This is a genomic window from Pseudomonas soli (assembly GCF_021283165.2).
GTDB lineage: Bacteria > Pseudomonadota > Gammaproteobacteria > Pseudomonadales > Pseudomonadaceae > Aquipseudomonas > Aquipseudomonas soli.
On record NZ_CP128543.1, the window covers coordinates 2,108,509 to 2,130,612 of the forward strand.

Annotated in this window: 22 protein-coding genes and 1 pseudogene; 13 read left to right on the plus strand and 10 right to left on the minus strand. The window is 64.3% G+C overall.

Going from position 1 to position 22,104, the window contains the following annotated elements; all coding sequences use genetic code 11:
* Positions 1 to 69: 69 nt before the first annotated feature.
* The 3 genes from LU688_RS09805 to sthA all read left to right on the plus strand — a co-directional run bounded on the left by LU688_RS09805 (position 70) and on the right by sthA (position 4,227).
* Positions 70 to 1,533 carry a glyceraldehyde-3-phosphate dehydrogenase gene (locus LU688_RS09805; protein ID WP_038705750.1) on the plus strand — a complete coding sequence of 488 codons (1,464 nt, stop codon included), beginning with the start codon at positions 70 to 72 and terminating at the stop codon, positions 1,531 to 1,533.
* Between the two features lie 130 nt (positions 1,534 to 1,663).
* A complete protein-coding gene (locus tag LU688_RS09810; protein WP_371041479.1) occupies positions 1,664 to 2,629 on the plus strand; it encodes an FAD:protein FMN transferase in 966 nt (321 codons plus the stop codon).
* Positions 2,630 to 2,832: 203 nt separating this feature from the next.
* Positions 2,833 to 4,227, plus strand: a complete 1,395-nt coding sequence (gene sthA, locus LU688_RS09815) for a Si-specific NAD(P)(+) transhydrogenase (RefSeq protein ID WP_023631920.1) — start codon at positions 2,833 to 2,835, stop codon at positions 4,225 to 4,227.
* A 48-nt stretch (positions 4,228 to 4,275) separates the two neighbouring features.
* Here sthA and LU688_RS09820 read toward each other — a convergent pair whose 3' ends face one another.
* Positions 4,276 to 4,992, minus strand: a complete 717-nt coding sequence (locus LU688_RS09820; RefSeq protein WP_038705752.1) for a glycerophosphodiester phosphodiesterase — start codon at positions 4,990 to 4,992, stop codon at positions 4,276 to 4,278.
* A gap of 30 nt (positions 4,993 to 5,022) precedes the next feature.
* Complete coding sequence (locus tag LU688_RS09825) at positions 5,023 to 5,607, minus strand: PilZ domain-containing protein (RefSeq protein WP_023631591.1); 585 nt, start codon at positions 5,605 to 5,607, stop codon at positions 5,023 to 5,025.
* A gap of 93 nt (positions 5,608 to 5,700) precedes the next feature.
* On the opposite strand from LU688_RS09825, the gene LU688_RS09830 reads away from it, so the two are divergent.
* The 3 genes from LU688_RS09830 (at position 5,701) to LU688_RS09840 (ending at position 8,949) form a co-directional block, all read left to right on the plus strand.
* On the plus strand, positions 5,701 to 6,951 hold the full coding sequence (locus LU688_RS09830) for a lipoprotein-releasing ABC transporter permease subunit (protein WP_038705753.1): 1,251 nt from the start codon (positions 5,701 to 5,703) through the stop codon (positions 6,949 to 6,951).
* Between the two features lie 7 nt (positions 6,952 to 6,958).
* Positions 6,959 to 7,642, plus strand: coding sequence for a lipoprotein-releasing ABC transporter ATP-binding protein LolD (gene lolD, locus LU688_RS09835; protein WP_177182890.1), 684 nt, complete (start codon positions 6,959 to 6,961; stop codon positions 7,640 to 7,642).
* A gap of 62 nt (positions 7,643 to 7,704) precedes the next feature.
* Positions 7,705 to 8,949, plus strand: coding sequence for a lipoprotein-releasing ABC transporter permease subunit (locus LU688_RS09840; protein WP_104445289.1), 1,245 nt, complete (start codon positions 7,705 to 7,707; stop codon positions 8,947 to 8,949).
* A 33-nt stretch (positions 8,950 to 8,982) separates the two neighbouring features.
* Here the strand turns inward: LU688_RS09840 and LU688_RS09845 are convergent, their stop codons facing one another.
* Positions 8,983 to 10,326, minus strand: coding sequence for a heavy metal sensor histidine kinase (locus LU688_RS09845; protein WP_371041477.1), 1,344 nt, complete (start codon positions 10,324 to 10,326; stop codon positions 8,983 to 8,985).
* Positions 10,326 to 11,006 (minus strand): heavy metal response regulator transcription factor, encoded by a 681-nt coding sequence (locus LU688_RS09850; RefSeq protein ID WP_038705756.1) that lies wholly within the window; start codon positions 11,004 to 11,006, stop codon positions 10,326 to 10,328. Before LU688_RS09850 ends, LU688_RS09845 begins: the two co-directional genes overlap by 1 nt.
* A gap of 158 nt (positions 11,007 to 11,164) precedes the next feature.
* On the opposite strand from LU688_RS09850, the gene LU688_RS09855 reads away from it, so the two are divergent.
* Entirely contained in the window at positions 11,165 to 11,683 is a 519-nt protein-coding gene (locus LU688_RS09855; RefSeq protein ID WP_023630949.1) for a cupredoxin domain-containing protein, read from the plus strand.
* Between the two features lie 68 nt (positions 11,684 to 11,751).
* Positions 11,752 to 12,582 (plus strand): NADPH-dependent 7-cyano-7-deazaguanine reductase QueF, encoded by an 831-nt coding sequence (gene queF / locus LU688_RS09860; RefSeq protein WP_023630950.1) that lies wholly within the window; start codon positions 11,752 to 11,754, stop codon positions 12,580 to 12,582.
* A gap of 32 nt (positions 12,583 to 12,614) precedes the next feature.
* Here queF and LU688_RS09865 read toward each other — a convergent pair whose 3' ends face one another.
* Together LU688_RS09865 and pcrP are read right to left on the minus strand one after the other, a co-directional pair.
* Positions 12,615 to 12,878 (minus strand): DUF4404 family protein, encoded by a 264-nt coding sequence (locus LU688_RS09865; RefSeq protein ID WP_031315272.1) that lies wholly within the window; start codon positions 12,876 to 12,878, stop codon positions 12,615 to 12,617.
* Between the two features lie 123 nt (positions 12,879 to 13,001).
* Complete coding sequence (pcrP, locus tag LU688_RS09870; RefSeq protein WP_038705757.1) at positions 13,002 to 13,553, minus strand: HAD superfamily inactivated hydrolase PcrP; 552 nt, start codon at positions 13,551 to 13,553, stop codon at positions 13,002 to 13,004.
* Positions 13,554 to 13,740: 187 nt separating this feature from the next.
* Here pcrP and LU688_RS09875 point away from each other — a divergent pair, with 187 nt between their 5' ends.
* Complete coding sequence (locus LU688_RS09875) at positions 13,741 to 14,448, plus strand: MlaA family lipoprotein (protein ID WP_023631335.1); 708 nt, start codon at positions 13,741 to 13,743, stop codon at positions 14,446 to 14,448.
* Between the two features lie 145 nt (positions 14,449 to 14,593).
* Here the strand turns inward: LU688_RS09875 and LU688_RS09880 are convergent, their stop codons facing one another.
* Positions 14,594 to 14,893 carry a PilZ domain-containing protein gene (locus tag LU688_RS09880; RefSeq protein WP_104444205.1) on the minus strand — a complete coding sequence of 100 codons (300 nt, stop codon included), beginning with the start codon at positions 14,891 to 14,893 and terminating at the stop codon, positions 14,594 to 14,596.
* A 269-nt stretch (positions 14,894 to 15,162) separates the two neighbouring features.
* Between LU688_RS09880 and rssB the strand changes: the two genes are divergently transcribed.
* Together rssB and rssC are read left to right on the plus strand one after the other, a co-directional pair.
* On the plus strand, positions 15,163 to 16,347 hold the full coding sequence (gene rssB / locus LU688_RS09885) for a two-component system response regulator RssB (protein ID WP_023631333.1): 1,185 nt from the start codon (positions 15,163 to 15,165) through the stop codon (positions 16,345 to 16,347).
* Entirely contained in the window at positions 16,344 to 16,826 is a 483-nt protein-coding gene (gene rssC / locus LU688_RS09890; RefSeq protein ID WP_023631332.1) for an anti-sigma factor antagonist RssC, read from the plus strand. Before rssB ends, rssC begins: the two co-directional genes overlap by 4 nt.
* 103 nt (positions 16,827 to 16,929) lie before the next feature.
* Here the strand turns inward: rssC and LU688_RS09895 are convergent, their stop codons facing one another.
* The 3 genes from LU688_RS09895 to dusA all read right to left on the minus strand — a co-directional run bounded on the left by LU688_RS09895 (position 16,930) and on the right by dusA (position 21,072).
* Positions 16,930 to 18,783: an alkaline phosphatase D family protein gene (locus LU688_RS09895; protein ID WP_104444203.1), complete on the minus strand. Its 1,854-nt coding sequence runs from the start codon at positions 18,781 to 18,783 to the stop codon at positions 16,930 to 16,932.
* Positions 18,784 to 18,927: 144 nt separating this feature from the next.
* Positions 18,928 to 19,848 carry a transaldolase gene (gene tal, locus LU688_RS09900; protein ID WP_094010544.1) on the minus strand — a complete coding sequence of 307 codons (921 nt, stop codon included), beginning with the start codon at positions 19,846 to 19,848 and terminating at the stop codon, positions 18,928 to 18,930.
* Between the two features lie 213 nt (positions 19,849 to 20,061).
* Positions 20,062 to 21,072: a tRNA dihydrouridine(20/20a) synthase DusA gene (dusA, locus tag LU688_RS09905; RefSeq protein WP_104444202.1), complete on the minus strand. Its 1,011-nt coding sequence runs from the start codon at positions 21,070 to 21,072 to the stop codon at positions 20,062 to 20,064.
* 104 nt (positions 21,073 to 21,176) lie between these two features.
* Here dusA and LU688_RS09910 point away from each other — a divergent pair.
* Positions 21,177 to 21,308, plus strand: a pseudogene (locus LU688_RS09910) (site-specific integrase); the annotation flags it as partial.
* 259 nt (positions 21,309 to 21,567) lie between these two features.
* Positions 21,568 to 22,095 carry a DUF3455 domain-containing protein gene (locus tag LU688_RS09915; RefSeq protein WP_094010542.1) on the plus strand — a complete coding sequence of 176 codons (528 nt, stop codon included), beginning with the start codon at positions 21,568 to 21,570 and terminating at the stop codon, positions 22,093 to 22,095.
* Positions 22,096 to 22,104 lie beyond the last annotated feature (9 nt).

Sequence of the window (22,104 nt, forward strand, 5' to 3'; positions counted from 1 at the left end):
CGGCGACAGGCGCTCATTGCCCGATACGCCGCGGGGCGTCATAATGTAGCCCCTTTTTTGTTCCCCTACATGTGGAAGGTTACCGTGACTCAGAAGCCCGACCAGTGTCTTGGTGAGTGGATCGATCGTGAAGCCCTGGCTGAAGCGATGATCCCGCTTATCGGTCAGCTCTACCGCAACAACAACGTGGTGAGCTCGATCTATGGCCGCAGCCTGATCAACCGTTCGGTTATCTCGATCCTCAAAGCCCACCGCTTTGCCCGTCACCGTCAGACCGACGAGACCGAGCTGTCCGTCCACGAGACATTCCCCCTGCTCAAGGCCATGAGCGAGCTGAAGCTGGGCGCCGCCTCGGTGGACCTGGGCAAGCTGGCCAACAAGTTCAAGGCCGAAGGCAATGGCCGCAGCGCCGAGCAGTTCGTCCGTGACGAGCTGGCCGACGTCGTGGGTCAGCAGAACGCTTCCGCACGCAAGGGCACCGACGTCGTCCTGTACGGCTTCGGCCGCATCGGCCGCCTGCTGGCGCGCATCCTGATCGAGAAGACCGGTGGCGGCGACGGCCTGCGCCTGCGCGCCATCGTCGTGCGCAAGGGCGCCGAGAACGACCTGGTCAAGCGCGCCAGCCTGCTGCGCCGCGACTCGGTGCACGGTCCGTTCGACGGCACCATCGTCATCGATGAAGCCAACAACACCATCACCGCCAACGGCAACCTGATCCAGGTGATCTACGCCAAGAGCCCGAGCGAAGTCGACTACACCCAGTATGGCATCCACGATGCGCTGATCGTCGACAACACCGGCGTATGGCGTGACGCCGACGGCCTCGGCCAGCACCTGGCCTGCCCGGGCGCCGCCCGCGTGATCCTCACCGCACCTGGCAAGGGCGCGCTGAAGAACATCGTGCACGGCATCAACCACGGCGACATCAGCGCCGACGACAAGATCATCTCGGCGGCGTCCTGCACCACCAACGCCATCGTGCCGGTGCTCAAGGCCATCAACGACCAGTACGGCATCGTCAACGGCCACGTCGAAACCGTTCACTCGTTCACCAACGACCAGAACCTGATCGACAACTTCCACAAGGGCAGCCGCCGTGGCCGCGCCGCGCCGCTGAACATGGTCATCACCGAGACCGGTGCCGCCACTGCCGCCGCCAAGGCGCTGCCAGTGCTCAAGGGCAAGCTGACCGGTAACGCGATCCGTGTTCCGACGCCGAACGTGTCGATGGCCATTCTCAACCTGAACCTTGAGAAAGCCACCAACCGCGAAGAGCTGAACGAGTACCTGCGCCAGACCGCCATGCACTCCGAGCTGCACAAGCAGATCGACTACGTCAGCTCCCAGGAAGTGGTATCGACCGACTTCGTCGGTTCGCGCCACGCCGGTGTGGTCGACGCCGAGGCGACCATCTGCAACGACAACCGTGTTGTCCTGTACGTCTGGTACGACAACGAATTCGGTTACAGCTGCCAGGTGGTGCGCGTGATGGAAGACATGGCCGGTGTGAACCCGCCAGCGTTTCCACGCTGATCCGCTTGTAATGCGTTGAGAAAACGGGAACCTTCGGGTTCCCGTTTTTTTTCGCCTGGCCTCAGCGTGGGGCAGTCCTGACACTTGAGATCTAAAGTTGCGTGCGCTTTTAATCTGCATCCTCATCCTGATGTCCGCCTGCAAACCAACCCCGACCCTCGAGCGCTTTGGCGGCCCGACCATGGGCAGCAGCTACAGCATCCAGTACGTGCGCCAGCCCGGCGGCCCGGCGCCGGAGCAAGTGCAGGCAGCGGTTGAAAGCATCCTGCAGGCGATCGACGCGCATTACTCCACCTACCGCGGCGACTCCATCGTCAGCCGTTTCAACCAGTTGCCGGCCAACCAGTGCCTGCCCATCGATGCCGACATGCTGGAGCTGGTTACTTTCGGCCAGCACCTGGCCGAACAGAGTCAGGGCGCCTTCGACCTTACCGTCGAGCCGCTACTCGACCTCTGGGGCTTCGGCCCGCAGGCTCGCGAAATGCAGGTGCCGGAGCCGCAGGCGCTGGCCAGGGCGCGCCTGCGCGTGGGTTACCGCCACCTGCGCCTCGAGGGCGAGGCCCTGTGCAAAGACGCCGCCATCGAGCTGGATTTCAACAGCATCGCCGCCGGCCACGCCGTTGACCTGATCGCCCAGCGCCTGCGCGCCATGGGCATCGACAACTTCCTCGCCGAGGCCACCGGTGAACTCAAGGCCGTGGGCCGCAAGCCCGACGGCAGTGCCTGGCGGGTGGCGCTGGAGCTGCCGCGCGAGGATCGCCAGATCGCCCGCCAGGTCATCGACGTGCAGGACCTGGCCGTATCGACCTCGGGTGACTATCGGCACTATTTCGAGGACAATGGCCGGCGCTATTCGCACACCTTCGATGCCCGCCTCGGGCGCCCGGTCGCCCACGACCTGGCGGCGGTGACGGTGCTGGACGCCTCGGCGCTGCTGGCCGACGGCTACTCGACCCTGCTGTTGATCCTCGGGCCGCAGCAAGGCTGGGATTTCGCCATCGCCCACGGTATCGCCGCGGTGCTGGTGACCCGGGTCGAGGGTGGTTTCGTCTCCCGTTCCACGCCGGCCTTCGAGCGGCGGGTGAAAGGCGAGTGAAAGGCAAGCCACGGATGATCCAGGCCAGGGAAACGGTGAAACGACATGTAGTGCAGGCAATAATGGCCTACGACGCGACCAAGGGTTAATGTGCGCGGCGTTCACGCTTGATTAGACTGCACCCGAATTTTCTCATGGCGCCCCGGCGACATGATCGCGCCCCGCGGCCATCCGGCCGGCGGGCCAGTTCTGAAGGAGTACGCATGGCTGTCTACAACTACGACGTAGTGGTGCTGGGTTCCGGCCCGGCCGGTGAGGGCGCGGCAATGAACGCCGCCAAAGCAGGGCGCAAGGTGGCCATGGTCGACAGCCGTCGCCAGGTCGGTGGCAACTGCACCCACCTGGGCACCATCCCGTCCAAGGCGCTGCGTCACTCCGTGCGGCAGATCATGCAGTTCAACACCAACCCGATGTTCCGCGCCATCGGCGAGCCGCGCTGGTTCTCCTTCCCCGACGTGCTCAAGAGTGCCGAGAAGGTCATCAGCAAGCAGGTCGCCTCGCGCACCGGCTACTACGCGCGCAACCGCGTCGATGTGTTCGTCGGCACCGGCAGCTTCGCCGACGAGCAGACCGTCGAAGTGGTGTGCCCCAACGGCGTGGTCGAGAAGCTCAACGCCAAGCACATCATCATCGCCACCGGCTCGCGCCCGTACCGTCCGGCCGACATCGACTTCCACCACCCGCGCGTCTATGACAGCGACACCATCCTCAGCCTCAGCCATACCCCGCGCAAGCTGATCGTCTACGGCGCCGGGGTGATCGGTTGTGAATACGCCTCGATCTTCAGCGGCCTGGGTGTGCTGGTGGAACTGGTCGACAACCGCGGCCAGTTGCTGAGCTTCCTGGATTCGGAGATTTCCCAGGCGCTGAGCTACCACTTCAGCAACAACAACATCACCGTGCGCCACAACGAGGAGTACGACCGTGTCGAAGGCCTGGACAACGGGGTGATCCTGCACCTGAAGTCGGGCAAGAAGATCAAGGCCGACGCCTTGCTGTGGTGCAACGGGCGTACCGGCAACACCGACAAGCTGGGCCTGGAGAACATCGGTATCAAGGTCAACAGCCGTGGCCAGATCGAGGTCGACGAGACCTACCGCACCAGCGTGCCGAATATCTACGGTGCCGGTGATGTGATCGGCTGGCCGAGCCTGGCCAGCGCCGCCCACGACCAGGGCCGCTCGGCGGCCGGCAGCATCGTCGACAACGGCAGCTGGCGCTTCGTCAACGACGTGCCGACCGGCATCTACACCATTCCGGAGATCAGCTCGATCGGCAAGAACGAGCAGGAACTGACCCAGGCCAAGGTGCCCTACGAAGTGGGCAAGGCCTTCTTCAAGAGCATGGCCCGCGCGCAGATCGCCGGCGAGCCGCAAGGCATGCTGAAGATCCTGTTCCACCGCGAGACCCTGGAGGTCCTGGGTGTGCACTGCTTCGGCTACCAGGCCTCGGAGATCGTCCACATCGGCCAGGCGGTGATGAACCAGCCGGGCGAACAGAACAACCTGAAGTACTTCGTCAACACCACCTTCAACTACCCGACCATGGCCGAGGCCTATCGGGTAGCCGCCTATGATGGTCTGAACCGGCTTTTTTGAGCGGCTCCGACCGGTGGCCTGAGCCGGTCGGGGAGACCGATTTCAGCCCTACCCGAGGGTGGTCCTGGCCAAACCGGGAAAGTCTGTAATCAGGCTGTCCACGCCAAAGTCAGCGAGCCGGCGCATCAGTGCCGGTTCGTTGACCGTCCATACCGACACGTGCAAACCCTGGCGCTGCGCCTTGATCAGGCGCTCGGGGGTGCACAGCGTCCAGTTCAATGCCAGCATCTCACAGCCGTAGTTCTGCGCGACTTTCAACGGGTCGAGCCAGGCATACTCGGCGACCAGCCCGCGCTTCACGTCCGGCACCAGCTCCTGGGCGGCACCCAGCACTTCCCGTGAGCTCGAGGTGATGGTCACCTTGTCCAGCAGGCCGTGCTGCAGGGCCAGCTCACGGATCGCCAGCACCGTGCTGGCGGCGCGGGTACGCGAGGCGCTCTTGACCTCCAGTTGCCAATGCTCGAACGGGCACTTGGCGAACAGCTCCTCGAGCCGTGGGATGGGGCAGGGCTGCACATGGCCCGGCCCGCCCTTGCGAGCGTCGTAGGTCACCAGCTCGGCGGCGGTGTGCTCGACCACCTTGCCGCGCCGGCCGGTGGTGCGCTTGAGAGTGGGGTCGTGGATCACCATCAGCTCGTTGTCCGCCGACAGGTGCAGGTCGAGTTCGCAGCGGTCCACGCCATGGGACAGGCACTGGCGGAAACTCTGCAGGGTATTCTCGGGCGCTTCGCCCTTGGCGCCGCGGTGGCCATAGATCAGGGTCACGTTCGTTCCTTCAAATCAGGGAAAAAGGGCTTATGCATCCGGCTGGTTCTGTTCCAGCGCCTGGCGCCGTTGCTGCTGCTGGCGCTGCAGGATGTAGCGGGCCAGGAGCTGGCGCTGGGCGTCGGTCATGTCGATGAATTCGGTGCCGACCTCGAAGTCGCCGTCTGGGCGCGGGTCGCAATGGGTGACCCGGCCGCGCAGCAGCAGGCCATGGGCACGGGGCATCAGTACCATCTTCACTTTGACCCGAGTGCCGGGCGCGATCTTCCGGGCCTGGGTGAACTCGATGCCGCCTTCGGAAATGATCACTGGCATCGGCTGGCCGATTTCGCCGATCAGGGTTTGCGCGACCACGGCGCTGAGCAGGTCCAGGCGTTTGTTCTGGGCGCGCAGGAAGGCGGCCAGGGTGCGGTCCTTCTCGCTCAGCTGGCGCAGCAGGTGTTGCGACTCGAAGTCCGACAGGTGCAGTTCGCTGAGCAGGTTGAACAGCTCCGAATCATCCTGCAACAGTTCTGTCTCAAGGGCTTCGGCCGCGCTGAGGGGGCTGATTTGAAGTGCGATCCGATCTTCGATGCGGTAGTATTCGCGGCGATCTTCTTCGTCTAATGTCGTCATGGCGAACCCAAGGTTACGGCGGTGGTCCGAGTGTAAAGCCGCCGTAGGCGCCTCGCCACAAGGACGTTCCCTTTCATCCGAACAAGCCCCGACATGTTCAGACCTCTATTCGTATTCATTGGTACGCGCTACACCCGTGCCAAGCGCCGCAATCACTTCGTCTCGTTCATTTCGCTCACCTCGATGATCGGCCTCGCCCTGGGCGTGGTGGTGATGATCGTGGTGCTGTCGGTGATGAACGGGTTCGACCACGAGATGCGTACCCGCGTGCTGGGGATGATTCCTCACGCCACGCTGGAGACCGGCCAGCCGATCGACGACTGGCAGGCCCTCGCCTCTAAAGTAAAGCAGAATCCGCAGGTGCTGGCGGTTGCGCCCTTCACCCAGATGCAGGGCCTGCTGACCCATGAGGGCAAGGTGCAGAAGGTGCTGCTCAATGGCATCGACCCGGCCCGCGAGCGCGAGGTGTCGATCATCGACAAGTTCGTCCTCGATGGCGGTCTCGACAAACTGGCGCCGGGCGAGTGGGGCATCATGATCGGCGACAAGGCCGCGCAGAAGCTGGGCGTGGGCATCGGCGACAAGCTGACCTTCGTCGCCCCCGAGGTGAGCGTGACCCCGGCGGGCATGTTCCCGCGCATGAAGCGCTTCACCGTGGTCGGCACCTTCCATGTCGGCGCCGGCGAGATCGATGGCTACCTGGGCCTGACCAACATCGCCGACCTGTCGCGCCTGCATCGCTGGAAGGCCGACCAGGTCCAGGGCGTGCGCCTGAAGTTCGACGACCTGTTCCAGGCGCCGCGCGCCACCTGGGCCATCGCCCAGCAGCTGGGCGAGCAGGAGTACTACCCGCGGGACTGGACCCGCACCCACGGCAACCTGTACCAGGCGATCCGCATGGAGAAATCCATGATCGGCCTGCTGTTGTTGCTGATCGTCGCGGTGGCGGCGTTCAACATCATTTCCACCCTGGTGATGGTGGTCAACGACAAGCGTGGCGACATCGCCATCCTGCGCACCCTGGGCGCCACGCCCAGGCAGATCATGGCCATCTTCATGGTCCAGGGGACGGTGATCGGCGTGGTCGGAACGCTGATCGGCGCGGTACTGGGCATCCTCGGCGCGCTCAACGTGAGCGCCGCCATCGCCGGCATCGAAGCCCTGATCGGGCACAAGTTCCTCAATGCCGACGTGTACTTCATCGATTACCTGCCGTCGCAGATCCAGGCCCAGGACGTGTACATGGTCTGCGGTGCGGCGCTGGTTTTGAGTTTCTTCGCCACCCTGTACCCGGCCTGGCGCGCCTCGCGCACCCAGCCTGCAGAGGCGCTACGTTATGAGTGAGTCGCGCATGAGTGATAAAGCCGTGTTGAGCTGCCGCAACTTGGGCAAGAGCTACGAGGAAGGCCCGGAGTCGGTGCAGGTGTTATCGGGGTTGAACCTCGAAATGCACCCGGGCGAGCGGGTGGCCATCGTCGGCAGCTCCGGCTCGGGCAAGAGTACGCTGCTCAACCTGTTGGGCGGTCTCGACACGCCGACGCAGGGCAGCGTCTGGCTGGCCGGCGAAGAGCTGTCGGCGCTGGGCGAACGGGCGCGTGGCCTGCTGCGCAACCGCGCGTTGGGCTTCGTCTACCAGTTCCACCACCTGCTGGCAGAGTTTACCGCCCTGGAGAACGCCTGCATGCCGCTGCTGATCGGCAAGACCCCGATCAGCGAGGCTCGCGAGCGCGCCGAGGCGCTGCTCAAGCGCGTCGGCCTGGGCCACCGCCTTAACCACAAGCCGGCGGAGCTGTCCGGCGGCGAGCGCCAGCGCGTGGCGATTGCCCGCGCCCTGGTCAACCGTCCGGGCCTGGTGATGCTCGACGAGCCCACCGGCAACCTCGATCACCACACCGCCCAGGGCATCCAGGAACTCATGCGCGAGCTGTCGACCCACTCGCAGACCGCCTTCCTGGTGGTGACCCACGACCTCAACCTGGCGCGCCAGATGGACCGCGTGCTGAGCCTGGAAGACGGGCACCTGGTGGCGATCTGAGTCGCTTGCGCGGGGCCCCGTGAGGTGGCCCCGGTTCATTTTCTACTTGGGTGTTCCCGTTCATGTTCAGACCCTTGCCCTTGTTCATCGGTGCTCGCTACACCCGTGCCAAGCGCCGTAACCACTTCATCTCGTTCATCTCGATGACCTCGATGATCGGCCTGTCGCTCGGCGTGCTGGCCATGATCACGGTGTTGTCGGTAATGAACGGCTTCCAGCGCGAGATGAGTTCGCGTGTGCTTGGCCTGGTGCCTCATGCTGCCATCCTCGGGACGCAACCGCTGGATGACTGGCGCAAGGTCGCCGCCGCCGCCGAAGGCAACCCGGCGGTGATGGCCGCCGCGCCCATCACCGAAATGGAGGGCATGCTCTCGTACAAGGGGGCGATGCAGCCGATTCAGGTCGCCGGCATCGAGCCGGCCGAGGAGGGCAAGGTCTCCATCGTCACCCAGCACATCGTCCAGGGCAGCCTGCAGGACCTGGTGCCGGGCGAGTATGGCGTGGTCATCGGTGAATTGACCGCTCGGCGTTTTCGCCTGAATACCGGTGACAAGCTGACCCTGATCGTCCCGGAGATCAGCAAGGAGCCGGGCGGCATCACCCCGCGCATGCAGCGTCTGACCGTGGTCGGCATCTTCAAGGTAGGTGCCGAGCTGGATGGCTCCCAGGCCTACATCCACGTCGCCGATGCCGGCGAAATGCAGCGCTGGGCACCGGGCCAGGTGCAGGGCGTGCGCCTGAAGCTGCATGACCTGTATGCCGCGCCGCAGGTGTCCAAGTCCATCGCCGCGAGCCTGGGCGAGGGCTACCACGCCGATGACTGGTCGCACACCCAGGGCAGCCTGTTCAGCGCGATGAAGATGGAAAAGACCATGATCGGCCTGCTGCTGATGATGATCATCGCCGTGGCCGCGTTCAACATCATCGCCACCCTGGTGATGGTGGTGAACGACAAGGGCGCGGACATCGCCATCCTGCGTACCATTGGCGCCACGCCGGCGCAGATCATGGGCACTTTCATGGTCCAGGGCAGCTTGATCGGTATCGTCGGTACCTTGCTTGGCGGTGTGCTGGGGGTGATCCTGGCGCTGAACGTCAGCGCGGTGGTCGGTTGGCTCGAGCGAGTCAGCGGCCAGCATATCTTCACCTCCGACATCTACTTCATCAGCAGCCTGCCGTCGGAGTTGCAATGGGGCGATGTTGCGATTATCTGCGTGGCGGGGTTGGTGATGAGCTTCCTGGCGACGATCTACCCGGCCTACCGCGCCTCGCAGATCGAGCCGGCTATGGCGTTGCGTTACGAGTAAGACATTGCAACACCGGTGGGGCGCTTTGCGCCCCTACGCGGGCAACTCGATCACGAACCGCGTCCAGCCATCTTCACACTCCGCCCGAATTTTCCCACCGTGTGCCTGCACGATCGAGCGGGTGATCGCCAGCCCCAACCCCGCATGCTCGCTGCTGCCTTCCTGGCGCGCCGGATCCGCCCGGTAGAAGCGGTCGAACAATCGCTCAAGCAGTTGCGGCGCAATCGCTGGCCCGGTGTTGGCCACCACGATGCGCAGCCCGGGCTCCAGGCTTACCCGGATCTCACCATCAGCAGGGGTGAAGCGCAGGGCGTTGTCCAGCAAGTTGGACAGCGCCCGGCGCAACATGTGCCGGTCGCCTTCGGTGTGGGCCTGGCCCTCACGCAGCAAGCGCACCTGGGCGTCCTCGGCCAGCGGCGCGTAGTACTCCAGCAGCGCATCGACCTCCGTCGCCAGGTCCAGCGCCTGGCGGCTGGGCATCAGCAGGCCGTGGTCGGCCTTGGCCAGGTAGAGCATGTCGTTGACCAGCTGGGCCATCCATTGCAGCTCCTCGAGGTTGCCGTGCAGGGCCTCGCGATACTCCTCAAGGCTGCGCGGGCGGGTGAGGGTGACCTGGGTGTGGGTCAGCAGGTTGGACAGCGGCGTGCGCAGCTCGTGGGCGATATCGGCGGAGAACGCCGACAGGCGCTGGAAGGCATCGTCCAGGCGCTGCAGCATGGCGTTGACGGTGCCGGCCAGCTCGGCCAGTTCCTCGGGCATCTCGGCGGCCGGCAAGCGCGTGGTCAGCGAGCCGGCGGTGACACTGGCGGCCACCTTGCCCATCTGCCGCAGCGGTTTCAGGCCACGGCGTACGGCCCAGGCGCCGAGCAGCGCGGTGGCCAGCGCCGACAGGCCGACGGTGAGCCAGATCAAGCGCTGCATGCCTTGCAGGAAGTGCTGGTGGTGGGTGATGTCGAGGAACAGGGACAGTTGTGGCGAAGCACGCTGGCCGTCGATCAGTGGCGCGCTGAGGCTACGGTAATCGACCCCGTTGCTGTGCAGTGTGGCCAGGCCTGTTGGGGCGGGGGCTTGCGGTAGTTCGCCGCGGCTGGCGAACCAGGTCGCACCGTCGGCGCCGCGTACACGCAAGGCCAGGTCGGACTGGTGACTCAGCTCGTTGAGCAGCGCCGGCAGGCGCATGGCCAGTTGCTCCTGGGTAGCGACGCCGGCGAGCAGGCTGCTCATGAGCGAAAGTCGGCCGTTGAGCAATTGCTGGTCGAGCTCGACGAAATGCTGCTCGCTGGCACGGCTGAACAGCAGGCCGGCGCCCAGCGACACGGCAGCGGTGCAGGCGGCGAACAGCAGCGCGAGGCGGCTGCCCAGGGACAGGCGGCGCATCAGTCGTGGCGCTCTTCGAGCACGTAGCCCATACCACGCACGGTATGGATCAGCTTGGTTGCATGGCTGTCGTCGATCTTCAGGCGCAGGCGGCGGATGGCCACCTCGATGACGTTGGTATCGCTATCGAAATTCATGTCCCACACCTGCGAGGCGATCAGCGACTTGGGCAGCACTTCGCCCTGGCGGCGCAGCAGTAGTTCGAGCAGGGCGAACTCCTTGGCGGTCAGGTCGATGCGCTGGCCGGCGCGCTCGGCGCGGCGGCGGATCAGATCCAGGCGCAGGTCGGCCAGTGCCAGGCAGGTATCCTGGCTGGCACTGGCGCCACGGCGCAGCAGGCTGCGCACGCGGGCCAGCAGTTCGGAGAAGGCAAAGGGTTTGACCAGGTAGTCGTCGGCGCCCAGCTCCAGGCCGTGCACGCGGTCCTCGACGGCGTCGCGGGCGGTGAGGAACAGCACCGGGGTGTCCAGCCCGGCCTGGCGCACCGCCTGGAGGATCTGCCAGCCGTTGCGCCCCGGCAGCATCACGTCGAGGATCAGCAGGTCGTGGTCGCCGCTCAGGGCCAGGTGCTGGCCGGTGTCGCCGTCGCTGGCCAGTTCGGTGGCGAAGCCGGCCTCGCTCAAGCCCTGGCTCAGGTACTGGCCGGTCTTGGCCTGGTCTTCGACGATCAGCAGTTTCATGTGTTTACCAACGGTTCGGGCCAACGTGATGCCGAAATGATACGTGACGATCTGGCGGCCTGCCCAAGCTGACAAAGTTGTAATCTTCCCGTCAGCCAGCTGCCAGCCAGCCTTTTCGACAATGGCGCCATCTTCGCTGCATTGATCTGGAGTCACCCATGAAACACCTGTTCCTCACCGCCGCGCTTGCCCTGACCAGCCTGCCCACCTTCGCTGGCGAAGCCAAACCCTTCGCCTTCGGCGAGCCGGCGCCGGCAGCCAAGGCCACCCGCACTGTCGAGGTGGTACTCAAGGACATCGCCTTCGAACCCAAGAGCATTAAGGTCAAGGCCGGTGAAACCGTACGTTTCGTGCTGGTCAACGAAGGTAAGCTGCCCCACGAGTTCAACCTGGGCGACAAGGCCATGCACGCCGAGCATCAAAAGGAAATGGTCGCCATGCAAGGCAAGATCTTTACCGCCGGCATGAATCACGAAGGCATGGACCATGGGCAGATGGACCACAGCCAGATGATGGGCGGCGGCCATGGCCACGACACCGGCAACACCGTGCTGGTGCAGCCTGGCCAGCGCGCGGAGCTGACCTGGACCTTCCGCAAATCGGCGCCCATCGAGTTCGCCTGCAACGTGCCGGGCCATTACCAGGCCGGCATGGTCGGGCCGTTGACCATCGAGTGACATCGGCTCCAAGGCGGGGTGCAAAACCGGTAGACTAGGGGCAATTTCGAACCTTCAGGTCAGTTTCCATGCATCCCGCCGCCGAACACTCCCCGCTGGGCAAGTCCAGCGAATACGTCGCCACCTACACCCCCTCGCTGCTGTTCCCCATCCCGCGCCTGGCCAAGTGGGCCGAGCTGGGTGTCAGTGGCGACACGCTGCCGTGGCAGGGCGTGGATTTCTGGAACTGCTTCGAGCTGTCCTGGTTGCTACCCTCGGGCAAGCCGGTGGTGGCCATCGGCGAGTTCGCCATTCCTTGCGACTCGCCGAATATCATCGAGTCCAAGTCCTTCAAGCTGTACCTCAACTCGCTGAACCAGACCGTGTTCGCCTCGGTGGCCGAGTTGCAGGCCTGCCTGGTGAAAGACCTGTCTGGCGCCGCGGGCAAGCCGGTGGCGGTCAAGGTCAGCACCCTGGCCGAAGTCGAAGGCCAAGGCGTGACTGCCTTGCCGGGTCAGTGCATCGATGCGCTGGATGTGAGCATCAGCAACTACGAGCAACCGCAGCCCGAATTGCTGCGCTGTGCGGCGGATCGCGTGGTGGAAGAGACCGTGCACAGCCATCTGCTCAAATCCAATTGCCCGGTCACCGGCCAGCCGGACTGGGGCAGCGTGGTGGTGGAATACAAGGGGCGGGCGCTGGACCATGCCAGCCTGCTGACCTACCTGATCAGCTTCCGCCAGCACGCCGACTTCCACGAACAGTGCGTGGAGCGGATCTACCTGGACCTGAAGAACCTGCTCGAGCCTGAGCACCTGACGGTGTATGCACGGTATGTGCGCCGGGGTGGGCTGGATATCAACCCGTACCGCAGCACCGGGGCGATCAACCCGCAGAACCTGCGGTTGGTGCGGCAGTAATGTAACGGGGCTGCAACGCAGCCCCGTTGGGTTCAGATCCCCATGCTGTGCAGCGAGTTGGCAATGCTGCGCAGGGTGGCGGTGAGGTCGGGATGTTCGGCCTCAAAGCGTTCGATGGCAAGGTTCACGCCGTCGACTAGGTTGTTGTCCGGGGTGGCTTCCTCAAGCTTCAGCTGGGCCTCGATCTGCCTGGCTTCTTCATGCAGGCTGGCCAGTTCCTCTTCCGAAAGCGGCACATTGCGATCCAGTTGCTCGCGCAGGCTATTCAGGCGCTCTTGCAGTTCGCGGGCAGGCATTGTTCTTACTCCATCAATGACTTGGCAAGGCATGGACCTCAGCGAAGCGGCAAAGGTTCGGGCCTGACCTCTAGCGTAATCCACCTGCCGACGCTTTGCATGACCCGTATCAACGGGGATGTATCAGGGTTTCTCGCCTTTGTGCCGGCGCTGGGCGATGTCCGCGAGGCAGGCATCGAGGGATTCGAGGTGGTCGATCACCGAGTGCACGCCCAGGCCAAACAGCGCCAGGGTGGCTTTGCCGCGGGCCAGCTCCTGTTCCTGGCGGCTCAGCGCCTGCCATTGCGCCGAGCCTTGGTCGCAGGCCGCCAGCCCCACCGTCCACAGACCGGCGTTGAGCCCCGACTGCAACAGCAGTGGCACGCCACTGACCAGCACGCAGCCGTCCAGGCGCTGGCTTTGCAGGCTCATCAGCGCTTGCCAGCAGGCGTTGGGGGTCGGCCATCTGCTGCCATTGGCGCAGTGCCCCGGCAGCCAGTCGGGCAGCACGCCGCTCAGGCGTTTGCCTTGTGCGGTACTGACTTCGTCGAGCCAGATGCAGGGCACTTGCTGGGCGCGCAGGCGGTGAAGGGAGTCAAGGGCGCCCGGGGCGGGCAGAGGGCTGCCGTCGGGCGCCTGGACCAGGCAGCCGCGCAGTCCGAACAGTACCGCGGTGAAGGCGGGTGCTTCTTGCATGGCAACGTCCCTAAATAGCCCGCAGGCTATCCGGCATTTGTTACCGGGGGATGACGCAACAGTTGTTCACAAAATCTTGACAGAGTTATGTAAAACTATCGTTCAGCAAGCAAGCCAGTATACTTGCGCCCTATCGAGCAGCGTGCCAATCGCCGCTGCCGCCGTGAAATCCGATGGAGAAACATCTATGCGTAGGTTCGGTGCCGGAGTGATCGAGCGAGTCACCCAGGCCTGTGTCTGCGCCAGCTTGCTGCTGGCGCCCGTGGCAGCAACCCAGGCGGCCACCGAGGAAGATCCGTGGGAGTCGGTCAACCGACCGATCTTCAAGTTCAACGACGTTCTCGATACCTATGCCCTCAAGCCGTTGGCCCAGGGTTATCAGTTCATCACCCCGCAGTTCCTTGAGGATGGCATCCACAATGTCTTCCGCAACCTGGGCGACGTCACCAACCTGGCCAACAACGTGTTGCAGCTCAAGCCTCGGGCGGCGGGCATCGATACGGCGCGCCTGATCGTCAACACCACTTTCGGCCTGGGTGGCTTCTTTGACGTCGGCACCAAGATGGGCCTGCAGCGCAACGATGAAGACTTCGGCCAGACCCTTGGCTACTGGGGCGTGCCCAGCGGGCCATATGTGGTCATCCCGTTCCTTGGCCCAAGCACCGTGCGCGACGGCCTGGCCAAGTACCCGGACACCTACACCGAACCCTATCGCTATATCGACCATGTGCCGACGCGCAATTCGATCTTCGCCCTGGACGTGATCGATACCCGCGCCAGCCTGCTGTCGGCGGAGAAGCTGATCCAAGGCGACAAGTACATCTTCCTGCGCAATGCCTACTTGCAGAACCGCGAGTTCAAGGTCAAGGACGGCCAGGTCGAAGACGACTTCTGACCGCTTCGGTCAGGTAATGGGGCTGCTTTGCAGCCCATCGCCGGCAAGCCGGCTCCCACAGGGGATCGCATAACTCTGTGAGGGCCGGCTTGCCGGCGATGGGTCGCAGGGCGGCCCCTTTTGCATTACGCGAATATGTAACGGTTCAATGCATCGCCAGGATGCGCAAGCCGAAGCGCTGCGCACCGCCTGGCTGGTCGGCGATCCACACCACTTCGGTGCTGGCATGCAGCCCGGCGAGGGCCGTGTGGTCCGAGTCGATGCGTACCTCCAGGTGGTCACCCACCTGGAACCGCTGCGGCGCCTGCACCTGCATGCCTGTGCTTGAGAGGTCGATGCACACAGCGCTGATCACCTGGTCGGCCTGCAGCAGCTGGACCTCGGCTTCAATACGCATGCGAATGAAATCACGTTTTTCGCTGTAATCCACGGGTGGCTGGGACATGCTTGCATCCTTTCGTCAGGTTGCGTTGCTCCACATTCTTATAACGCCGGGTGATTTGCCCTGTAAAGTGCAGGGAAGTCTACCTGCCCATGCTTGAAACGCCAGGCGGATGGGAGTACCGTCAGCGCCTTACAGGGCACCTCACTATTTGCCGGACCAGTCTTCTTGTCCTACAACTCAGATAGAGAGTGGCTAGAGAGCATTCCAGTAGCTGTCTGTCGGTCCTCCACAGCCGCTACGCCAACCCAAATCTGGCGCCGTTCGCCCACATGCAGAAACCCAGTGCAACGCTGCTGATCATCGATGACGACGAGGTGGTCCGTGCCAGCCTCGCCGCCTATCTGGAAGACAGCGGCTTCAGCGTCCTCCAGGCCGGCAACGGCCAGCAGGGCCTCCAGGTCTTCGAAGCACACCAGCCCGACCTCGTGATCTGCGATCTGCGCATGCCGCAGATGGGCGGCCTCGAACTGATCCGCCGGATCAGCGAGCGCGCGCCGCAGTTGCCGGTGATCGTGGTGTCCGGTGCCGGCGTAATGAGCGACGCGGTCGAAGCCTTGCGCCTGGGCGCGGCGGACTACCTGATCAAGCCCCTCGAAGACCTGGCCGTGCTCGAGCACTCGGTGCGCCGCGCGCTCGACCGCTCGCGCCTGGTGCTTGAGAACCAGCGCTACCGGGAGAAGCTCGAAGCCGCCAACCGCGAATTGGAGGCCAGCCTGCACCTGCTGCAGGAGGACCAGACTGCCGGCCGCCAGGTGCAGATGAACATGCTGCCGGAAAACCCATGGGTGGCCGGCGATTTCGCCTTCGAGCACCAGATCATCCCGTCGCTGTACCTGTCGGGCGACTTCGCCGACTACTTCCGCGTGGACGACCGGCGCATTGCCTTCTACCTGGCGGACGTATCCGGCCACGGTGCCTCGTCGGCGTTCGTCACGGTGCTGCTGAAGTTCATGACCACGCGCTTGCTGTTCGAATTCAAGCGTGGCGGCAAGATGCGCGAGTTCAAGCCTTCGCAGGTACTCAGCCACATCAACCGTGGCTTGATCAACTGCAAGCTGGGCAAGCATGTGACCATGGTCGGTGGGGTCATCGACGAGGACACCGGCCTGCTCACCTACAGCGTCGGCGGCCACTTGCCGCTGCCGGTGCTGTATACCCCCGGGCAAGCCCGTTACCTGGAAGGCCGCGGCCTGCCGGTGGGGTTGTTCGACGAGGCCAGCTACCAGGACCTGGTGCTGGAGCTGCCAGCGCAGTTCAGCCTCACCCTGATGTCCGACGGCATTCTGGACCTTTTGCCCGGGGACACACTCAAAGATAAGGAAGCGGCCTTGCCGGAGATCGTCAAGGCGGCGGGTGGTAGCCTGGACGGGCTGCGCCAACGATTCGAATTGGCTACGCTTGGGGAGATGCCGGATGATATCGCCCTATTGGTGTTGAGCAGGAACCTTGAATGAGTACTGGTAGAATCCAGTTTGCCGAACAAAGCGGGACCTTCGTTCTGAAATTTGTCGGTGAAGTGCGCCTGACCCTGTGTTCGGCACTGGATGCGACGATCGAGAAGATCTTCACCGCGCTGAACTTCTCGGCCATCGTCATCGACCTGACCGAAACCGAAAGCATCGACAGCACCACCCTGGGCCTGCTGGCCAAGCTGTCGATCCTGTCCCGGCAGAAGGTCGGCCTGCTGCCGACCGTGGTCACCACCAACCCGGACATTTCCCGGCTGCTGCAGTCCATGGGCTTCGACCAGGTGTTCAACATCGTCGACCGCCCGGTGCCGTGCCCGGAGTGCCTGACCGACCTGCCTTCCCAGGACCAGGACGAGAGCGTGGTGCGCTCCAAGGTGCTGGAGGCGCACAAGATCCTCATGGGCTTGAACGACTCCAACCGCGAAGCGTTCCATGACCTGGTGAGCGCGCTGGAAAGATCCTGATCTATCGCGGGGCAAGTCGCATCGGCGCACCGCCGCTCCCACTCAGCCCACCCACAGGCAGTGCGAGGGGGCTTTGTGCGAGCGGGCTTGCCCCGTGATGGCTTCAGTCCTTGATGAACGCCGTAGCTGGCGAACCATCGGCATTCAACTGATACACCCGCGCCGGCCGCCCCTGGTCATCGAAGAACACCTGCCCCAGCCCCGCGCTGTTCCACAACCGTTCCCCGGCCTTGCTCCGGCTGGGTGTACGCGGCACCACTTCCATCTGGCGACGCTTGGTAAACCAGTTGAGCGGCGAGCGCGGCGAATACAGCCAGCGGTTGAGCCGGTCGAGCACATCCAGCAGGCGCCGGGGGAACTCGTTCTTGATCCCGCTGCTGGTCACCTGCCACAAGTGCGGGCTGCGCTGGCGATGGCGGATCAGCACTTCGTAGACGAATGAGTAGTGCACGTCGCCCGACAGCACCACGTAATGCCCAGGCGTGCGCGAGTGGCGGAAGATATTGAGCACCACCTGCGCCGCGCCGCGGTGCGCCATCCAGTTCTCGGCATCGACCAGCAACGGGTAGCCCAGGGCGCTGAACACCCGTTGCACGGTTTCGATCAGCTTGACCCCGAAGATCGGCGCCGGCGACACGATGATCGCCGAGGGGTGATCGAGCAGCGCCTGCTGCAGTTCACTCAGCGCCTCCCAATCGAGCAGGCCCGAAGGCTTGGCCAGGTTGCTTTCGCTGCGCCAGCGCCGGGTGCGGGTGTCCAGCACCAGCAGCGGCGGGTTGCTCGGCAGCGCGTATTGCCAGCCCTGGAAGCGCAGCAGTTCGCCGATCAGTTCATCCCGCGCCTCATGCAACTGGCGGCACTGTTGGACCAGCGCCGCGCAGCCGTCCGGGTCGTTGCCCCAGCCCTGGCACAGCAGGTAGCCGAGCAGCGCGTTGCCGATGATCCGCCGCGAGAACGGGTGGCCGTAGGCGGTCTGCTCCCACTGCGCCGACAGGTTCCAGTCGTCGGTGATGTCGTGGTCGTCGAAGATCATCAGGCAGGGCAGGTGGGCCATGACCCGCGCCACCTGTCCGAGGCCATCGCGGAAGGCCTCGATGAGCGGCAGCTCTTGGCGGTAGCGGGCCTGGCGCTTGTCGGTGAGGCCGGATGGCATCTGCATGCACACCAGGGACCACGGCAGCGGCGACCAGGCCAGCAGGTACATGGCCATGACTTCTGCGAAGGTCACCAGGTGGTTGTCGGCGTTGCTGGAGGAGAAGATCGGCTTGCGCTTGCCGCCAAAGAAGCGCTCACGCAGGGTTTCGTTGCCTTCCTGGGCCGGCAGCAGGTCGGCGCGGTGGTAATAGCAGGCCGGGTGCTGGTAGAGCGCGGCGCCGCTGTCGACCAGGGCGCCGTCCAGCGCCTCGTCGAACAGGCCCAGACGCTCGATCAACCCGTGGATGGCGCGCAGCATCGGGCCGGCGACATCGTCGGCATACACCTGGTCGCCGCTCATCAGCAACACGGCGGGGCGCTCCTCGGGGCGCGGGCCGGCGGCCAGCAGGCGGTCGGCGCACAACAGGCCGTCGGCAGCCGGATGATGGGGCTTGCGGCACGAGCCGTGGAGCACCTGGTCGAGGCGCTCGCGCAGCACGAAGCTGGGGCGACTGGCGCCGGGGTAGAGCAGGTGCGGGGCCCAGTCGGCGATGCCCTGGCCGTTGGCCAGGCGCAGGTCGTACTCGAGCGCCACGTCGCTGGGTAGCGGCTGTTCGAAGTGAATATCCAGCAGGTGGATGAAGGCGTGCGTACCGACCGCGATCACTTCGCAATGCGCGGTGGCGCTGATGCCGGCCTGTTCCAGGACAAATTCGGCTTGCAGCGGTTGCGAACCGACCAGCCAGATCGCCAGACGCTGCGGCTCCAGGCGGCGCAGTACCGGGCCGGCAAGGACAAGGGGGAGGGTGGTGCTGGGGATCATCTATGGCTCGGTTTTGTCTGGTATGACGCTATAGCGGGGCAAGCCCGCTCCCACTGGTTATGGGGAATGCGGCCCCAACGAAAACGGGCGGAAATGCTCTGCATTAACCGCCCGTCGATCAAGCCGAAGATGTATCAGGCTTTGTCAGCCAGCCATCAGCGCTTCCAGCTTCTCCTGGTCGCGGGCGAACTGGCGGATGCCTTCGGCCAGCTTCTCGGTGGCCATGGCGTCCTCGTTCATTGCCCAGCGGAACTGGCTCTCGTTCAACTGCTGCTTGGCTTCGCCGGCATTGCCCGGCTTGAGGATGCGCGGCAGATCGCCTTGGTCGTCCGCCAGCTGCTGCAACAGCTCGGGGCTGATGGTCAGGCGATCGCAGCCGGCCAGCTGTTCAATCTGGCCGATATTGCGGAAGCTCGCGCCCATGACCACGGTGTTGTAGCCATTGGTCTTGTAGTAGTCGTAGATGCGCGTGACCGATACCACGCCCGGGTCCTCGGCGCCGACGTATTCCTTGCCGGTGCTCTTCTTGTACCAGTCGTAGATACGCCCCACGAACGGCGAGATCAGGAACACCCCGGCATCGGCGCAGGCCTGGGCCTGGGCGAAGGAGAACAGCAGGGTGAGGTTGGTCTGGATGCCTTCCTTCTCAAGTTTCTCGGCGGCGCGGATGCCTTCCCAGGTGGAGGCCAGCTTGATCAGCACGCGGTCTTTCGGCACACCGGCCGCTTCATACAGCTCGATCAGCTGACGGGCCTTTTTCAGCAGCGCCGGCTCGTCGAACGACAGCCGCGCGTCCACTTCGGTGGAGATGCGCCCCGGAATGACCTTGAGAATGCCCGAGCCCACCGACACCGCGAACTTGTCGCAGGCCAGGTCGACATTGCCCTTTGCATCGGCCTTGACCTGCTTGAGCAGGTCGGCGTAGCCGGCAATGGCCGCGGCCTTGAGCAACAGCGACGGGTTGGTGGTGGCGTCGACCGGCTTGAGGCGGGTGATGGCATCCAGGTCGCCAGTGTCGGCGACCACGGTGGTGAACTGCTTGAGTTGTTCCAGCTTGGAGGTCATGGGCGTGCTCTGTCCTGTGCAATGACTCGACATTACCCGAGCCCCGACAGCCACTCAAGGCCCGTCGCAGGCGTATCGGGAAAGCCTGCGCAGGCAACGCGATCCTTCTGTAGGCGCGCGCTTGCCCGCATCAGGCTGCAAAGCAGCCCCGGCTCACACCGGGGCTGCGGCAAAAGGCATTGCCTTCGAGTGCCAACCCCGCCGCAGGTTCCCTCAGCGCCCCTGCAGCAGCTCGGCGGCCTGGTCCAGCACCTTCAGCGGCTCGCTGGCCTTGTGAATGTCCGCCGACAGCAGCTGGCGGAAGCGCCGCGCCCCCGGGAAGCCCTGGCCCAGCCCGAGGATATGCCGGGTGATGTGATGCATCGCACCGCCGCTTTGCATATGCGCGACGATATACGGGCGCAGCTTTGCAATGGCCTCGGCGCGGCTGACCACCGGCGCCGCGCTGCCGAACAGCTGCTGGTCGACCTCGGCCAGCAGGTACGGGTTGTGGTACGCCTCGCGTCCCAGCATCACGCCATCGAAGGTCTGCAGGTGAGTGCGGCATTCGTCGAGGGTCTTGATGCCGCCATTGAGCACTAGTTCCAGGTCCGGGAAATCGGCCTTCAACTGCGCCGCCACGTCATAGCGCAGTGGCGGGATTTCGCGGTTTTCCTTGGGCGACAGGCCTTCGAGAATGGCGATGCGTGCATGCACGGTGAAACTGCGGCAGCCGGCGTCGCGCACCTGGCCGACGAAGTCGCACAGCTCGGCGTAGCTGTCGCGGCCATTGATGCCGATGCGGTGCTTGACCGTGACCGGAATGCTGACTGCGTCCTGCATGGCCTTGACGCAATCGGCCACCAGCGCCGGATGGCCCATCAGGCAGGCGCCGATCATGTTGTTCTGCACCCGGTCGCTGGGGCAGCCGACGTTGAGATTGACCTCGTCATAGCCGGCATCCTCGGCCAGGCGCGCACAGGCGGCCAGGTCCGCTGGCACGCTGCCGCCCAGTTGCAGGGCCAACGGGTGCTCGGACACGTCGTGGCGCAGGAAACGCTGGGCGTCGTTGTGCAGCAGGGCGCCGGTGGTGACCATTTCGGTGTAGAGCAGGGCCTGCCTTGAGAGCAGGCGCAGGAAGAAGCGGCAGTGGCGGTCTGTCCAGTCCATCATCGGTGCCACGGAGAAGCGGCGGGATGGCTCGGGGCGCGTGGTGTATGGCGTTGAAGCGGATTCTAGGGACATTCTGGTCTACACGGTTTTGTACCATTTTCCGGGGTTTTTCGGGCGTTCTGGGTGTGATGGCGTACGATTTGCCACCGCCACTCACGCTTATACCAACGGAAAACATGGCAACGATCAGAGCAAGGAAAAAGGCCGATGGAACGGTCATCCATACCGTCCGGATCCGCCTCAAGAAAAAAGGAGCCCTAGTCTACCAAGAGTGTCAGACCTTCGCCCGCCAGCAGGCAGCTCAAGCCTGAGCGAAGCGACGAGAGATCGAATTGGGCGACGCCAGGTGCGAGCCAGGCAGAGCCAACCCGGCCCCTTTGGAACGATGAAGCGGCAGCCGCTCATGGATTCGGCCAGGATGAGTGCACATTGATGTATCGCTGGCGCTCGGCGTACCACGGGCAAAACCAATTTTTCCCCTGCCGTGCATCCAGTTCTATCGCTGATGGGTAGTACTAATGGGCAGCCTGTGACTGCCCAGCCAATGACCTGTCAGGAGCACACCTCATGAGCCCCAAGTTCTCCGCTATGCTGCTCGCTTGCAGCCTCATCCTTGCGCTGCAGCCAGCCCACGCCCAATCTGCGCTGCCAGAGGCAGTCAAGGTCCCCGATGGCCATCGCGTCATGCTCGAGACTGTCGGCGTCGGCGAGATCACCTACGAATGCCGCGACAAGGCCTCCGCGCCTGGCCAGACCGAATGGACTTTCGTTGGCCCCAAGGCCGTGCTCAATGACCGCGCCGGCAAACAGGTAGGCGATTACTTCGGCCCTCCCGCCACTTGGCAAGCCAAGGACGGCTCGAAAGTCACCGGTACGCAGCTGGCGGTAGCCCAGGCGGAGAAAGGCGCCATCCCCTATCAGCTGGTCAAGGCCAACCCGGCCGAAGGCAAAGGCGCCATGCAAGGGGTCAGCTATATCCAGCGTCTGGCAACCCGTGGTGGCGTGGCGCCGGCAAGCGACTGCACGACGCAGAACAAAGGTGCCAAGCAGGTCGTGCAGTACCAGGCAGACTACGTGTTCTGGACAGCCAAGTGACGCGCCCGA